The following is a 15,571-nucleotide window of genomic DNA, read 5'->3' on the forward strand; positions in this document are numbered from 1 at the left end:
TGCGGCTCAACCCGCGACGGCGGCGAAGAAGACGACGGCCTCCACCACGCGCAATTCGGCTGCGGCCAGGACGCGCGTGACCTCGGCCAGCCGGAAGGCGCCCGCGAAGCGTGCCGCTGCCAGCAGGACGGCCGTGACACGCAAGGCCGCGCCCGCCACCGCGAAGCGCGCCTCGTCCCGCAAGACGGCCAGCGCGAAGCCCTCTACCAGGACCGCTGCGACGAAGGCGACGACCCGGCGCGCCGCAACGGGCACCACCGCGCGCAAGGCCGCCAGCACGCGCAGTGCCGCCAGCACGCGCAGTGCGGCATCGCGGACAGCGGCGAAGCCAGCCACGCGGGCGAAGCCCACGCGGACTGCCACCCCACGGAAGGCTGCGACCAAGCCGGCGGCGCGCCGCACCGCTGCAAATCCAACCACCCGTCAGGCGGCCGCCCGTCGGGCGGCGACGAAGCCTGCACCCGCGCGCGGCACCACGGCGAAGGCCCCCCTTCGCAAGGCAGCGACCAAGCCGCGCGCCACAAAGGCGCCGGCCCGCAGCCGCGCGACGGCCGCCAAGGCACCTGCCAAGAACCCGACGCCACGTAGCGCGCCACGCAAGGCTCCGGCCCGGGGTGGCACCGCCCGCAAGCCCAACGCCCGCCGCTGAACCGCATCGGAGCCGGGTTTCGCCCGGCTCCGTCCGCGGGCAGGATGGGCGCATGGGAAATGCACTTGTCCTCGGGGCCGGGATCATGGGCCTTTCCACCGCCTGGGCCCTGGCATCGGCCGGCCATGGCGTGACGGTGGTGGAGCAGGACGAGCGCCCCAATCCGCGCGGTGCCTCGGTGGACGACCACCGCCTCATCCGCCACGCCTATGGCGTCGCCACCGGCTACATGCGGATGGTCGACGAGGCCTATGAAGCCTGGGATGCCGTTTTCGAGGCTATCGGGGAACGGCCCTATGCTGAGACGGGCGTGCTGGCCCTGGCCGGAGGCACCGTGCCCGAGGCGGACTGGTTCGCCACCAGCCGCCGAGCCCTGCGGGACGACCAGCACCAGATCGAGGACCTGTCGCCGGACCGTCTGGCCACGCGATTCCCCTGGCTGCGCGCCGAAGGCCTGTCCGATGCCTTCCTGGCGCCGCGGGGCGGCGTGCTGATGGCGCGGCGGATCGTCGCCGCCCTGTCACGCCATCTGGAAGCGCGCGGGGTGCGCTTCCTCCGCGCCCGGGCCACCGGCATCGACCCGGCCCGCGCGGCGCTGCAGCTTTCCGACGGCACACGGATCGGCGGCGAGCACCTGGTGGTCGCCGCCGGGCCCTGGGCGCCGCGGCTGCTGCCGGAGCTGGCCGCGCGCGTCGTGCCATCGCGCCAGATCCTCGTCTATCTCGAGCCGCCGCCGGAGCACCGTAAGGCCTGGGCGCACGCGCCCATGGTGCTGGACCTGTCGGAGGAGGGCGGCTTCTACGCCGTGCCGCCGGTCGCCGGCACCGGGCTGAAGATCGGCGACCACCGTTTCTCCTGCACAGGCGATGCGGATGACCGGCGCGAGGCCTCCGCCGAGGAGCGGGATGGAATCCTCGCCCTCGCGCTGCCGCGGCTGCGGAATGCGGAAGCCTATCGCGTGGTGGAGGCCCGCGCCTGCTACTACGACGTGGAGGCGCAGGAGCGCTTCGTCGTCGAGCCGCTGTCCGACCGTTGCGTGGTGATGAGCGGATTCTCCGGCCATGGCTTCAAGTTCGGCCCGGTGCTGGGCCGCGCCGTTGCGGCGGCGCTGGACGATCCCGCGCGGATGGCGGCCCTGCCCGGCTGGGCCGCGGGCGATGGCGCGCAGGCGAGGGATGTCGCGGCATGATGGACGCGGCCGGCACCCTCTCCTTCGCGCTGACCAGGCTGCACGACCTGCCAGGCCTGTCGGAGCGCCTCGGCGCACCGCTGGCGGCCGGGGATGTGGCGGCGGTTCTGGAGGAGGCGGCGCGCTTCGCCGAGGAGCGGATCGCGCCCGGCCGCATGGAGGCGGACCGCGCCGGCTGCGTGCTGGAGAATGGCCGCGTCCGCACCCCGCCGCATTACGCCGGCCTGCTGGCCGAATGGCGGGAGGCGGGTTGGCAGGGTGTTGCCGCTCCCGCCGCGCATGGAGGTCAGGGCCTGCCCCATGCCATGTGGGCCGCGGTGCTCGAGTTGGCTTCCTCCGCCGACATGGCCTTCACGCTGATGCCGCTTCTGACTGCCGGCGCCGTTGAGCTGCTGGCGCATCACGCGACGCCCGACCAGGCCGCGCGCTTCCTGCCGCCGCTGATTTCCGCTGCCTGGAACGGCACCATGTGCCTGACCGAGCCGCAGGCGGGAAGCGACCTTTCCACCGTCCGCACCCGGGCCGTGCCGGACGGTGAGGGCTATCGCATCAGCGGCCAGAAGATCTTCATCACCTGGGGCGAGAACGACATCGCGGAGAACACGCTCCACCTCGTCCTCGCGCGCCTGCCGGATGCGCCGGCCGGATCGCGCGGAATCAGTCTTTTCGCCTGCCCGAAATTCCTGCCGGATGGCCGCCGCAACGGCGTTCGCTGCGGAGGGATCGAACACAAGCCGGGCATCCACGCCTCCCCCACCTGCACCATGATCTTCGAGGAAGCCGAGGCCGAGCTGGTCGGCGAGCTGCATCGCGGGCTGCCAGCCATGTTCGCCATGATGAATGCTGCGCGGCTGGCGGTGGGGGTGGAGGGCGTCGGCCAATGCGCCCGCGCCACCATGGTGGCCGAGGCCTATGCGGCGGGGCGCGTGCAGGGCGGCCAGCCGATCGCCACTTACCCGGACGTGGCGCGCATGCTGGGCGAGATGCGCGCCGTCACCCAGGCCGCGCGGCTGCTGGCGCTGGACTGCGCCGTGTCGCTCGACCGGGCGAGGGCAGGGGAGCCGGGGGCGGAGACGCGCCTCGCCCTGCTGACCCCGATCGTGAAGGCTTGGTGCACCGACCGCGCGGTGGAGGTGGCGAGCCTCGGCATCCAGGTGCATGGCGGCGCCGGCTATGTCGAGGAAAGCGGGGCGGCGCAGATCTGGCGCGATGCCCGCATCACGCCGATCTACGAGGGCACCAACGGTATCCAGGCGCTGGACCTCGTCGCCCGCAAGCTGCCGCGCGAGCTGCCCGCCTTCCTCGCCCTGGCCCGCGAGGCCGAGGGGGCGCATCCGGCACTGGAGGCGCCGGCCCGCGCCCTGGCCCGGACCGCCGAGGCACTTACCACCGCGCCCGCGGAGCAGGCGGGCGCCGCCGCCGTACCCTTCCTCGATGCCGCCGGCTGGGTTCTGGGGGGCGCTTGGCTGGCCCGTGCCGCCGCGGCCGACACGGGTTTCGGGGCGGAGGCCGCCTTCTTCCTGCGGCGCCTCATGCCCCGTGCCGAGGCCCGGCTGGCCGAGGCTGAAGCGTCTCCCTGAGCCGTTCACGCATTCGCAAGCATGCGGTTGCAGTCGGGAAGGACCCTTGCGCGTTCGTCATCCGGCCAAACATCCTCTTGGTTGCTGCCACGCAGGAGTCCGATGAACGCCCTCAGCCACCCTGCACTGCGCCCCGAACGGCCGCATGCCGTCGTCATCGGGGCCGGCCCGGGTGGGCTGGCATCTGCCATGCTTCTCGCCGCGCGCGGCCTGCGCGTAACTTTGTTGGAGAAGGACCGGGTCGTCGGCGGACGTAGCCGGACGATCTCGACCTCGGGGGAGGCGCCGGGCGGCTACCGCTTCGACCTGGGGCCGACCTTCTTCCTCTATCCGCGCATCCTGGCGGAGGTTTTCGCGGAATGCGGCGCCCGGCTGGAGGATGAGGTGGAGCTGATCCGCCTCGACCCGCAATACCGGCTCGTCTTTGAAGCCGCGGCCGGCCACACCACGCTGGAGGCGACCTCCGACCTCGGCCGGATGGAGGCGGAGGTGGCCCGGCTGGACCCGCGCGACGCCGCCGGGGTGCGCCCCTTCATGGAGGAGAACCGGCGCAAGCTGGCCGCCTTCCGCCCCGTCCTGGAACGCGCCTTCAGCCGTGCAGCGGACCTGATGGCGCCGGACATGCTGCGCGCCCTGCCGCTGCTACGTCCCGGGCGCTCGGTGGATGCCGATCTGCGCCGCCATTTCCATGATCCGCGCACGCGGCTCGCCTTCTCCTTCCAGTCGAAATACCTGGGGATGAGCCCGTTCCGTTGCCCCAGCCTTTTCACCATCCTTTCCTTCCTCGAATACGAACATGGCGTGTTCCACCCACGCGGCGGCTGCGGCAGCGTGGCAACGGCGATGGCGCGGGTGGCGGCCGATCTGGGCGTGGAGTTCCGGCTCAACACGCCGGTCGAGCGCATCACCTTCAAGGGCAACCGCGCGACCGGGGTGGAGGCCGGCGGATTCCATCTTCCGGCTGATGCGGTGGTGATGAACGCCGATTTCGCCCATGCCATGCCGCGGCTGGTCCCGGACGAGATCCGCCGGAGATGGTCGGACCGGCGGATCGGGAATGCGCGCTACTCCTGCTCCACCTTCATGCTCTATCTTGGCGTCGAGGGTGAGTTCCCGGATCTGGCGCACCACACCGTCCTGCTGTCCGAGGACTACCAGCGCAACATCCGCGAGATCGAGCAGGGTACGGTGCCGGACACGCCCTCCCTCTACCTGCACAACCCCGTGGTGACGGACCCTTCCATGGCGCCGCCCGGTCATTCCAGCCTCTATTTGCTGGTTCCGGTGCCGAACCTCACCCATGGGCATGAATGGACGGAGGCGGACACCGTGCATTACCGCTGCCTGGCGCTGAACCGCCTGCGCACCCTGGGCGTGCCCGATATCGAGTCCCGCATCCGCTATGAGAAGGTGGTGACGCCGCGCGACTGGCGGGACGAATTCGCCGTGGGCTACGGCGCCACCTTCAACCTGGCGCATGACCTGCGGCAGATGCTGATGTTCCGCCCCGGCAACCGCTTCGGCGACACGCAGGGCCTGTATCTGGTGGGCGGGGGCACGCATCCCGGCTCCGGCCTGCCGGTCATCTACGAAGGCGCGCGGATCAGCGCCAATCTGCTGCTGCGCGACATGGGCCGTGCGCCCATCTCAACGAGGATCTGAGCATGGCGGCAGGAAAGTCCAGGGTCGCGGTGATCGGCGGCGGGCTGGGCGGGCTCGCGGCGGCCTGCGTGGCACAGGCGCGCGGGCACCAGGTGACGCTGTTCGACAAGAATGAGTGGCTGGGCGGCAAAGCGGCGGTGCTGCATCTCGATGCGCCGCAAACGCCAGGCGGGCGCAATGGCGGCCGCTTCCGCTTCGACATGGGCCCGACCATTCTCACCGTGCCCCGCGTGCTGCGCCGCATCTTCGCCGAAGCTGGGCGCGAGCAGGCGCGCGACCTGCCGCTGATCCGGCTGGACCCGCAATGGCGCTGCTTCTTCGAGGACGGCGCGCGCATCGACCTCGGAGAGGATGTCGAGGCGATGGCGCGGAGGATGGATGCCTTCGCGCCCGGCAACGGCGCCGGCTACCGCGCCTTCCAGCGTGAATCCGAGAACCTGCACCGCATCTCCGAAGGATTTTTTTTCTGGAAGTCCGTCGAGGACCTGACAGACACGATCGACTTCCGCTCGAACATGCAGTCCAACACGCTGAAGGATGTGATGGCGCTGCGCATGGGGAAGACCGTCGCCAAGGTCATCCGCGGCCATGTGCCGGATTCGCGGCTGGCGCAGATGCTGGACCATTACTGCCAGTATGTCGGCTCCTCGCCCTATCTGGCCCCCGCCGTGCTCTGCGGCATCGGCGACATGCAGGCGAGCGAGGGCATCTGGTACCCCGTGGGCGGCACGCGCGCGGTGGCGGAGGGGCTGGCGAAGCTGGCGGAGCGCCTCGGCGCCGAGCTGCGCCCGGGCACGGAGGTGACGGGCCTCGACCTGCGCGACAACGGCACCCGCGTCGCGGGCGTGGTGGCGAGGGGCGAGACCATTCCCTTCGATGCCGTGATCTCCAACATGGACGCCATCCGCACCTACAAGGAGCTGGTGGGCGGCAAGACCGGCCGGAAATACGAGAGGAAGCGCTTCGAGCCCGCCTGCTCCGGCGTCGTGCTCTATCTTGGCCTGAACAAGCGCTACGATCATCTCGCGCATCATGACTTCGTCTTCTCCCGCGACGCGGAGGAGGAGTTCGACGCAATCTACAAGAAGGGCGTCCCGGCGCTCGATCCCACCGCCTATCTCGCCGCACCCTCGGGAACCGACCCCTCCGTCGCGCCGGATGGCGGAGAGGCGCTGTATGTGCTCGTGCACACGCCGCATCTGCGCCCCGGGCAGGATTGGTCGAAGATGCTGCCGCAGTACCGGCAGGTGATCCTGGACAAGCTGAAGCGCACCGCCGGGATGGAGGATATCGAGGAGCGGATCGTGGTGGAGCAGGCACTCACGCCGCAGGACATCCATGACCGCTACAGGGTGCTGGACGGCGCGATCTACGGCCTCGCCTCCCACGGTGCCTGGATGGGCGCCTTCAAGCCGGGCAACCGATCGCGTGCCGTGAAGGGACTGTATCTCGCGGGTGGCGCGGCGCATCCTGGCCCCGGCATGCCAATGGTGATGATGTCCGGCTGGATCGCGGCCGATGCGCTGGACCGCGACATGGGCGGGCGCGGCATGTCCGAGGCGGCGGAGCGCGCCGGCACGCGGGATGCGCTGCTGGCCCCGGCGGCCGGGTAGCGGGATGGCGGAGCCGTCCCCCCTCGCCCTGCGGGATGAGCGGCTCTTCGGCTTCTTCCATCTCATCTTCTCGCGCTTCTTCCGGCGCCACATGGGCGCGCTGCGCGTGCCGCCCTGGGGCATCCCGGAGGATCCCGCCGGGCGCCCGCTGATCGTCCTCGCCAACCATCCCTCCTGGTGGGATGGGGTGGCCTTCATGCTGCTTCCCGTGCGCCTCTTCCCCAACCGGCACATCTTCATCCCGATGGAAGCGGCGGCACTGGCGAAATACCGCTTCATGCGGCGCCTCGGCGTCTTCGGAATCGAACCGGGGCCGCGCGGGGCCGTGGCTTTCCTCCGCACCGCCGCCGAGGTGCTGGCGGCGCCGCGCGCCATGCTCTGGATGAACGCGCCGGGCCGCTTCCAGGATGTGCGGGAGCGCCCCGTCGCCATCGCCCCGGGTGTCACGCGCCTGCCGGAGATCGCGCCCGAGGCGGTGGTTCTGCCGCTTGCCCTCGATTACGTGCTCTGGACCGAACGCCGCCCCGAGATGCTGGCGGCCTTCGGTACCCCTTTAGAGGCGCGCGACCTGCTGGCGCTGGACCGCGAAGCGCGCGAGGCCCGCATCCGCGCAGCCCTGACCGAGACGATGGACCGCCTGACGCTCGATGCCATCACCCGCGACCCCGCCCGCTTCGAAATGCTGGCCGAGGGCGCGGAGGGGATGGGCGGCATCTACGACCTCTGGCGCCGCATCACCGCCTTGCTGCGCGGCCGCCGCTTCGACCCGCGCCATGCGCGCCGCGCCAAATCCGGCTAGGATGCGCCCGTGACGACCGGGACACGCAACGGGATGGCCGCGCGATGATGGATGCGCTGGCCCTGGCGCTCGCCGCCTTCCCCGCCAGCATGGCGGCGGTGAACCTCGTCCTGCTGCGGGCGGCATCCGGCACGGCGGCGCCGGGCGCCCTCGTCTCCATCCTCATCCCCGCGCGCGACGAGGCGGCGAACATCGCTGCTTGCCTGGACGCCGTCCTCGCCAGCACGGGCGTGGCGGTGGAGGTGCTGGTGATGGATGACGGCTCATGCGACGCAACGGCCGAAATCGTCGCGGCGCGCGCCACCGGGGATTCGCGCCTGCGCCTGCTGCACGCACCGCCCCTGCCACCGGGCTGGACCGGCAAGGTGCATGCTTGCGCCCGCCTGGCCGAGGCCGCGCAAGGCACGCATCTGCTCTTCATCGATGCCGATGTGCGCCTCGCGCCGGATACGGCGGCGCGCATGGCCGGCCATGCGGAGGTCCATGGGATCGCCCTCGTTACCGGCGTGCCGCGCCAGCGCATGGGAACGCTGGGGGAAGGGCTGACCGTTCCCGCCATCAACCTGCTGATGATGGGCTACCTGCCCGGCGGCGGCCGCGCCTTCACCGCGCATCCCGCCATGGCGGCCGCCTGCGGGCAGCTCATCCTGGTGGAGCGCGGCGCCTATGAGGCGGTCGGGGGCCATGCCGCCTTCAAGCACCGCCTGCATGACGGGCTGGCCCTGTCCCGCATCCTCCGCGCCGCCGGCCACCGCACGGAGGTGGTGGATGGCGCCAGCCTTGCCGAATGCCGCATGTATTCCGGCTTCGGCGAGGCCTGGAACGGCTTCCTGAAGAATGCGCGCGAGGGCATGGCGACCCCGGTCGGCCTGCCGGTCTGGACCCTCCTCCTGGCCGGCGGGCATATCCTGCCCTGGCTGCTCCTGCCATCGCCGCTGGCGGGCGCCGCGCTGATCCTCGGCTATCTCACCCGCGCCGCCATCACCTGGCGGGCCAAGGAGCCCTCCTGGACCATCCCGCTGCATCCCGCGACCGTCGCGGTGGCACTGGCGATCCAATGGACGGCGCTGGCACGCTCCGCCCTCGGCCGCCCCGCGGGGTGGAAGGGCCGGGCCTATCGCGCGGCGGATGGCGCATGAGCGCGAGCATCGCCGCAGGCCCCCCGACGCGCGGCCCGGACAGCGAGAACTTCCCCGTCGCCTCCCGCCTGTTGGCGCCGGCGGTGCGCGGCCATGTGCTCGCCTTCTACCGCGTTGTCCGGCTGGCCGACGACATCGCGGATGCCGCCGACCTGGAGCCCGCGGAAAAGCTGCGCCGCCTGGATGCCATAGAGGCCGCGCTGGACGGTGCAACCCATGACCTTCCGGACGTGCCCGAGGCGACCGGCCTGCGCGAGAGCGGAGCCGGTGTCGAGGAGGCGCGCCGCATGCTCACCGCCTTTCGCCGTGATGCCCGCAACGAGGGCTGTGAGGATTGGGATGCGCTGGCGGATTACTGCGCCCATTCCGCCGTGCCCGTCGGCCGCTTCCTGCTGCGCATCCATGGGGAGGGGCCGGAGGCCGCCCGCGCCGCCGATGCGCTCTGCATCGCCCTGCAGGTTCTGAACCACCTGCAGGACATGGGTGAGGACCGCGCCGCCCTCGGCCGCATCTACCTGCCGCGCTCCTGGATGGAAGCGGTAGGCGGGAAGCAGGCCGTCTTCACCGATCCCGCGCCCCGCCGCGCCCTGCTCGACGCGCTGCTGGACCGCACCGAAGCCCTGCTCGACGCCGCCGCCGCCCTGCCGCGGCTGCTGCGGAGCCGCCGCCTGGCACTGGAATCCGCCACCACCATCGGCTGCGCCCGGCGCCTCCTCACCCGGCTCCGCACCGGGGATCCGATGGCCTCCCGCGTCGCGCTGACCAAGCCCGATGCCCTGGCCGCCCTGATCGCAGCGCCGCTGGGCGGGCCCTCGGACACCGCCTTGGTTCGCACCCGCGTGTCCCGCGCCGGTTCATCCTTCGCGCGCGGCATGGCCAGCCTGCGCGGCGAGCGCCGCCGTGCGCTTTACGCGGTCTATGCCTTCTGCCGTGCCGTGGATGACATCGCCGACGGCGCCGCGCCCGAGGCGGAGAAGCGCCGCTTCCTCGCCGAATGGCGGGCCAAGCTGGATGCGCCCGATTGCGCCCTCTCGCGCGAGCTGGCCCGCGCTCGCGCCCGCTTCGACCTGCCGAAAGCCGAATGCCTCGCCATGATCGACGGGATGGAGGCCGATTCCGCCCGCCGCCTGCGCCTGGCGGACGAAGCGGCGCTGGACCTTTACTGCCGCCGCGTCGCCGGCAGCGTCGGTGCCCTTTCGGTCCGCATCTTCGGCGCGCCGGAGGCCGAGGGTTTCGGCCTTGCCCTGGGGCGCACGCTGCAGCTCGTGAACATCCTGCGCGACATCGACGAGGATGCGGCGCGCGAGCGCGTCTACATCCCCCTCTCCTGGCTCGGTGCCGATGCACCCGCCGCCGAGCTCCTGGCCCGTCCCGATCTGCACGACGCCTGCCACCGGCTGCTCGCCCGCGCCGAGGCGGGATTCGCCGAGGCCGAGGCGGCGCTGGCGGCGGCGGATTCCCGGCCGCTCCGCCCGGCCCGAATAATGATGTGGGCCTATCGCCGCTTGCTGGACCGCCTTACGGCCCGTGGCTTCGAGCCGCCCCGTGCAAGGCCGCGGCTTAGCACGGGCGAGCGGGCACGGCTCGCGGCTATGGCGCTGGGATGGTGACGGCCGTGGGCTGAGGGCAGCCCCCTTGTCAGGCCGTGGCTCGCAGGCTGGCGCGGATGGCCTCCGCCATGGCGGAGGCCGGCTGCGCGCCGGAGATGATCAGCTGCCGGTCGAGGATTACCGCCGGCACGCCGCCCAGACCGCCGGCGCGGGCGGCATCGCTCCGCACCTCCGCGACACCCTCCTCACTGGACAGCATGGCGGCGGCGAGGCCAGGCGGCAGGCCGGCGGCATCACCGATTTCCGCCAGCACCGCAGCATCCCCGATGTCCCGTCCCTCAGCGAAATAGGCGGCGAAGATCGCCTCCACCATGCGGTCCGCCATGGCGGCTCCGCCCTGCTGGGCCGCGAGGCGGATCAGGCGATGGCTGTCGAGCGAATTCGGGCTGCGCGCGATCCGCTCGAAGTCGAAGCGCAGGCCATCCTTCGCACCCTCGGCGGCGAGCCGCGCATCGAGTTCGCGGCCGCGCTCAACGCTGCCGAACTTTCGTGCGCGATATTCGGCGCGCGGCATGCCGCCCGGCGGCATGTCGGGGTTGAGCTGGAACGGATGCCATTGCCGCGTGAGCCGCAGGCCTTCGCCCGCCAGCATCTGCATGGCCGCATCCAGCCGCCGCTTGCCGACCCAGCACCAGGGGCAGACCGTGTCCACGACGACGAGCAGCACCGTCGGTGCGCCATCCTGGGCCATGTCCATTCCTCCTTCTATCGCGCCCATGGAACCACGCCCGTCCCGGCGGCGCCAAGCGATGCGCGACGTTCCGGAGCCGGAGGGGAAAATGCCTTATGTTATCGCCACGCTTTCGTGACACAGAGGCTCGCGGGTCTTGCGCGTTTCAGTTCCAACGGAACAACCCGGTAGAACGAGATGATGCGCAAGGAATTCCTCCTCGCCGGGCTGCTGGCACTCGGCGGTTGCTTTGAGGATGCTCCCACCAAGGCTGAAGCGGTGAAGCGCGAGGCATCGACGCGCGTCAAGACGGCGGCGGAGGAGCGGCTGCGCGGCATCGCGCGCGATCCCGAGGCCCTGCGCTTCCGTGCCGTGGAGACCTATCGTCAGGCGATGGCTGACACCTATGCCGTCTGCGGCCAGGCGACGGTGATGGGCGGCACCGTCTTCATCCCCTTCGTTTCAGTGGTGAATGACGCCGAGGGCGAGATGAAGATTGAGCAGCATGTCGGCCGCACGAATATCGAGGCGACGCGCGTTTATGTGGAAATGGTCGGGCGCTGCTTCGACGGAGGCGGGCCGGTGATGCGCGCGGGCGGCACGCCGATAGCCCAGTTGCCGCCGCCTCTTCCCACGGGCCTGCCGATCCTCGATCAGGTGGCGCCTGAGCCGCCTAGGCAGCCGGAAATGGTCGCTGCCGCCGCCTCCGCCTCAAGTCCCGCCGAAGGTGAACCCTCCGGACGGACGCTGGTGATGCGCCAGAACGGCAATGTCCGGGCCTCGCCGAATGGTGGCGGGGAGGTGCTGCGCGTGGCGCGCAGCGGGACGGCGCTGAACATCTTTGGCACGGCGCCGGGCGGCTGGTACCGGGTGGGCGACGTGACGCCCGAGGGATGGGTGCATGGCAGCCTCACCTCGGTGACGTCAGGAACCTTGGCTTCGGCGCAATAAGGCCGAGCCTCGTCGGCAAGGCGATGGTCCCCCTGCCGGAGACTAACTCGCAAGGCCGGACTCTCGATTAATTCATTGAAAGAAAAAGAAAACTTGGCTTGCTTAACGTACCGCATGGTCGTGTACCGCAGCGTTACACGCGGAGGCGCAAAGCTTGGTCGACCCCTATTTGACCTTCCAAGGGATACGCCACGGGTCAGGCTCCCCGCTTTTCTGCGTGCTGTAGGGGAAGGCGTCCCTGTTTTCCTGAAGCACGTCCCAGACGTCATCCGGTACCGTCATAGGGATGCGGGCCGGGTCGTAGCGTTGCCCTGGCTGCAAAGCGGTAACCACGATTCGACGCGCAAGGAGTGGCGCCGCGTAACCCCCGCCATCATCCGCAGGGAAGGTCTTCTGGTTGTAGGCTAGCAAGTGACCGATGATCTTCCGCTCCTCCGAGGTCATGTGGGGGATGTACTCGCGGACTTCCTTCTTGTGCCTCCGCTTCTGCCTGTAGGCCGCAAGTCTCGACGCGAGTACCCGCCATGCTTCAGTCCCCATGCTCGCCAGAGCGAGGCACGCGCAGACCAGCCCCGCGAGGATGACGAGCTACGCCATCAGCACGGGCAGAGGCTCCATGAGCCCTAGTTTCGGCAGTGCCAGGAAGACCCAACAAGCGACGGACAGGAACGCGGTCTGCCAGCCGCTAGCCTTGAGGATCTCAAGCCATCGTGGGTCGGGAGCGATCATGCGCCCACGCTACCACGGCGGCTTCCGGGAGGGACCTAGCGGGGCCCAGAGCCGGTGTCGGTGGTCCGTGGAAGGGGCGGGGTGCAAGAGGGCGGCCGCTGACTAACAACAGAACAACCACATTAACCGGCTTTTGGAACGACCTTTCGCGAACACCCCTGGGGGTGCCTTGCTTTGTCCCGCCGTTCTGCCCGGCGCGCGTTGCGCCTCGGGATCATCTCGGTGTCTGCCGCAACGGCGCCGGTCGTGTCATCTCGCGTCATCGACGGATGGCGCCAGTTGACAAGGAAGGGCCGTGGACTCAGGGTCGGCCGCCTTCAGCCTGGAGACCCCGCACCGTGAGTGCCCAGACCCGTGACTTCGTCCCCTACCTCCGCGTCTCGACGGATCGCCAGGGCCGCTCTGGGCTGGGTCTGGAGGCGCAGCAGGCAGCCATCTCCACATTCATCTCTCAGACCCCTGGCGCTCATCTCCTGGATCCACCTTACGTCGAGGTTGAGAGCGGCAAGCGTGCGGATCGGCCCAAGCTGGCAGAGGCCATGGAGCGGTGCCGCAAGACCGGCGCCACGCTGCTCATCGCGAAGCTCGACCGGCTGGCCCGCGACGCTTACTTCCTCCTCGGGCTCCAGAAGGCGGGCGTCGAGTTCATCGCGGCCGACATGCCCCACGCCAACCGGCTGACCATCGGCATCATGGCCTTGGTCGCAGAGGAGGAGGCCCGTGCCATCAGCGCCCGCACGAAGGCCGCTCTCGCCGCCGCCAAGGCTCGTGGAGTCAGGTTAGGCGGGGTGCGTGAGGGGCAGCAGCTGCCACCCCCAGAGGCCGCTGCACGGGGTCGCGAGGCCGCCAGCGAGGCGCATCAGGCGAAGGCTGATAGGACGGCCAGCCGCTTAGTCAGGCGGATCGCGGAGTGGACAGCGCAGGGGACCAGCCTCGCCGGGATCGCGAGGGCGCTGAACGAGGGCGGGGAGCCGTCTCCGCGTGGAGGTCGCTGGACCGCTACCGCCGTGAAGCGCGCGCTGGAGCGAGTTAGTTGAGAACGCTCGCAACTACGTTGCTGTTGGCATAGATCGAAACGATCTTGAGAGGGAGAAGTGTGTCTCTCCGCCATTCGGCTTCGCCAGGTCGTTGATGGGGCGACCTGAGAGGGTAAGCTGCCGGGCGATCTCACAGGGCTTAGGGTTGGACCGGCAGAGGCCGCAGAGAGTTCGGGGATCTATCCATCCCCTTCCTTGGGCTCAGGGTTGGCCCAGCAGAAGGACCAAGGGGCCGAGAGGCTGTACTGCTGGAGAGCTCCTAAGAGGGCATCTAAGCGTCTATCAAGGGGACAGGCACCGAGAGAGGTATCAGGGAACACTTCTGGTGATCCGGCCGATTTGCTGCTAGGACGCCGGGATGTCCTATCCCGGGATGTTCTATCCTCAGTCGCCCGATGAGCTGACCACCCAAGCCCTTCGTGACGCCAAGCTGCTGCGCCTTTGCCAAACCCCACACAGTTCCGCCGCGCTGGCGCTGATCGATGACTTGGCGGGGCGCATAGAGGGGCATGAGGCCCGCTCAGGAGCCCGCCAGAACGCGCGTCGAGAGGCCGGACGCCGTCGGCTTCATGGCGCCGTAGGAGCTATCATCGGGGCAATGCTGGAGGCCTGGGCGAAGGCCGAAGCCCCCCAGGCCGTCTATCGTAGCTACGCCAAGGAGGGCTTCACAGGGGCCCCGGTCGGATCGCGGCCCTTCACCGCCACGATGGATGCTCTGGTGAGCTTGGGTCTAATCCATCGCGTCTCGGGCAAGAGGTTCGCTCAAGAGGGCTGGGAAGTGGGCGAGATGGTTTCCAAGGGCTGGGCGGCGCGGTTCTGGCCCACCGCCGAACTGGTGCACCTCGCCGTGAAACACGGGGTCGTGCCTGAGACGGTGCGAGACGACTTCCGCTTCGTCCCGCCCTCCGCGCCGCCCAAGGTGACGAAGCCTGTTGAGTTGCGACCCTTTGAACCCTGGGGCTGGGGCCGGGACCGCCCTCTACCTCGGACGGCGGCCTCAGAGGACGACCCACAGTTCCCGCAGCTCGTCACCGATGTGGACAAGCAGAACGCGTTCGCCGCGACGTTCATCGTGGAAGGCTGCACGCCACCGAGATGGCGCCGGGTGTTTCATGGGACGTGGGATCTGCATGGTCGGTGGTATGCAGCCGGGTCGGACGGCGCCTACCAGACACTCAAGCCGCACCAGCGGGCAGACCTCACAATCCAGGGCGAGCCGGTCGTTGAGTTGGACGTGAAGGCATCGCATCTGACGGCCTTGCGCGGTCTCTCAGGGCTCGGGGAAACGGCGGGCGATCCCTACTATGTTGAGGGGCTACCGCGCGATGTGGCGAAGCGATGGGTGTTGGAGACCTTGGGCAAGGGGCGTTCCGTCGAGCGGTGGGCTGCCGGCGCACCAGAGACGGTGAAGGCACATGACCCGAAGGCCGTGAAGACGGCGCTGTTGGCCTTGCATCCGTGCCTTGCGGACCCGGCGTCTGTTGTGCCGGTCGAGCTGCCGGCGCGGCTCGATGCGGCTCCGGCAGACCTCCTTTGGCACTATCTCGCCGCTAAGGAGGCCGAGGCCATGACTGAGGCCGTGCGAGCCCTGAGGCAGCTTGGTATCCTGGGTCTGCCGGTTCACGATAGTCTCATCGTTCCCGCTCGTGCTCATGGAGAAGCTCTGGAGGCCATGGTGGAGGCATTCCGCGACGTCTGCGGGATCGCTCCCCAGGTTGAGAGCAAGAAGCCTCTCAGAGGCACCGAGAACCCGTTAGAGGTCTCTGCAGGATCTCAACCCTGAAAGGGTTATCGATTTTGTAAGGCGGTCCTGCGCTGCCTTCCCTGCAGCTCTCGGGCGGTGTCTTGAGCTGAGATCGAGTTCTCGCCGTTCTGTCCCGATGCGATCAGTTAGGGTGAAAAACCGGATTCTTGCATCCAACTAAAGTGAGAAGGTCTCTTGT

Annotated in this window: 12 protein-coding genes; 10 read left to right on the top strand and 2 right to left on the bottom strand. The window is 69.7% G+C overall.

Features of this window, described 5'->3' with window-relative positions; genetic code table 11:
- Positions 1-6: 6 nt before the first annotated feature.
- Positions 7-402, bottom strand: a complete 396-nt coding sequence (locus GSE44_RS01645; protein ID WP_159346582.1) for a hypothetical protein — start codon at positions 400-402, stop codon at positions 7-9.
- Between the two features lie 299 nt (positions 403-701).
- Here GSE44_RS01645 and GSE44_RS01650 point away from each other — a divergent pair, with 299 nt between their 5' ends.
- The 7 genes from GSE44_RS01650 (at position 702) to GSE44_RS01680 (ending at position 10,241) form a co-directional block, all read left to right on the top strand.
- Positions 702-1,838, top strand: coding sequence for an FAD-dependent oxidoreductase (locus tag GSE44_RS01650; RefSeq protein ID WP_159346584.1), 1,137 nt, complete (start codon positions 702-704; stop codon positions 1,836-1,838).
- Positions 1,835-3,418: an acyl-CoA dehydrogenase family protein gene (locus tag GSE44_RS01655; protein WP_159346586.1), complete on the top strand. Its 1,584-nt coding sequence runs from the start codon at positions 1,835-1,837 to the stop codon at positions 3,416-3,418. The genes GSE44_RS01650 and GSE44_RS01655 overlap by 4 nt, the downstream gene beginning before the upstream one ends.
- 102 nt (positions 3,419-3,520) lie before the next feature.
- Positions 3,521-5,080, top strand: coding sequence for a phytoene desaturase family protein (gene crtI, locus GSE44_RS01660; RefSeq protein WP_159346587.1), 1,560 nt, complete (start codon positions 3,521-3,523; stop codon positions 5,078-5,080).
- A 2-nt stretch (positions 5,081-5,082) separates the two neighbouring features.
- A complete protein-coding gene (locus tag GSE44_RS01665; RefSeq protein ID WP_159346589.1) occupies positions 5,083-6,693 on the top strand; it encodes a phytoene desaturase family protein in 1,611 nt (536 codons plus the stop codon).
- 4 nt (positions 6,694-6,697) lie between these two features.
- The gene (locus tag GSE44_RS01670; protein WP_201305880.1) at positions 6,698-7,492 is read left to right on the top strand and encodes a lysophospholipid acyltransferase family protein; all 795 of its coding nucleotides are present in this window, start codon (positions 6,698-6,700) and stop codon (positions 7,490-7,492) included.
- A 44-nt stretch (positions 7,493-7,536) separates the two neighbouring features.
- A complete protein-coding gene (locus tag GSE44_RS01675; RefSeq protein WP_159346590.1) occupies positions 7,537-8,631 on the top strand; it encodes a glycosyltransferase family 2 protein in 1,095 nt (364 codons plus the stop codon).
- A complete protein-coding gene (locus GSE44_RS01680; RefSeq protein WP_159346592.1) occupies positions 8,628-10,241 on the top strand; it encodes a squalene/phytoene synthase family protein in 1,614 nt (537 codons plus the stop codon). The genes GSE44_RS01675 and GSE44_RS01680 overlap by 4 nt, the downstream gene beginning before the upstream one ends.
- Before the next feature lie 28 nt (positions 10,242-10,269).
- Here GSE44_RS01680 and GSE44_RS01685 read toward each other — a convergent pair whose 3' ends face one another.
- A complete protein-coding gene (locus tag GSE44_RS01685; RefSeq protein WP_159346594.1) occupies positions 10,270-10,932 on the bottom strand; it encodes a DsbA family oxidoreductase in 663 nt (220 codons plus the stop codon).
- Between the two features lie 177 nt (positions 10,933-11,109).
- Here GSE44_RS01685 and GSE44_RS01690 point away from each other — a divergent pair, with 177 nt between their 5' ends.
- The 3 genes from GSE44_RS01690 (at position 11,110) to GSE44_RS01705 (ending at position 15,411) form a co-directional block, all read left to right on the top strand.
- A complete protein-coding gene (locus GSE44_RS01690; protein WP_159346596.1) occupies positions 11,110-11,862 on the top strand; it encodes an SH3 domain-containing protein in 753 nt (250 codons plus the stop codon).
- Between the two features lie 1,067 nt (positions 11,863-12,929).
- Positions 12,930-13,628: a recombinase family protein gene (locus tag GSE44_RS01700; RefSeq protein WP_235924493.1), complete on the top strand. Its 699-nt coding sequence runs from the start codon at positions 12,930-12,932 to the stop codon at positions 13,626-13,628.
- Positions 13,629-13,986: 358 nt separating this feature from the next.
- Positions 13,987-15,411, top strand: coding sequence for a hypothetical protein (locus GSE44_RS01705; RefSeq protein WP_159346602.1), 1,425 nt, complete (start codon positions 13,987-13,989; stop codon positions 15,409-15,411).
- The last annotated feature ends 160 nt before the right edge of the window (positions 15,412-15,571 follow it).

It is taken from the genome of Muricoccus harenae, assembly GCF_009848505.1.
Classification (GTDB): Bacteria; Pseudomonadota; Alphaproteobacteria; order Acetobacterales; family Acetobacteraceae; genus Roseomonas; species Roseomonas harenae.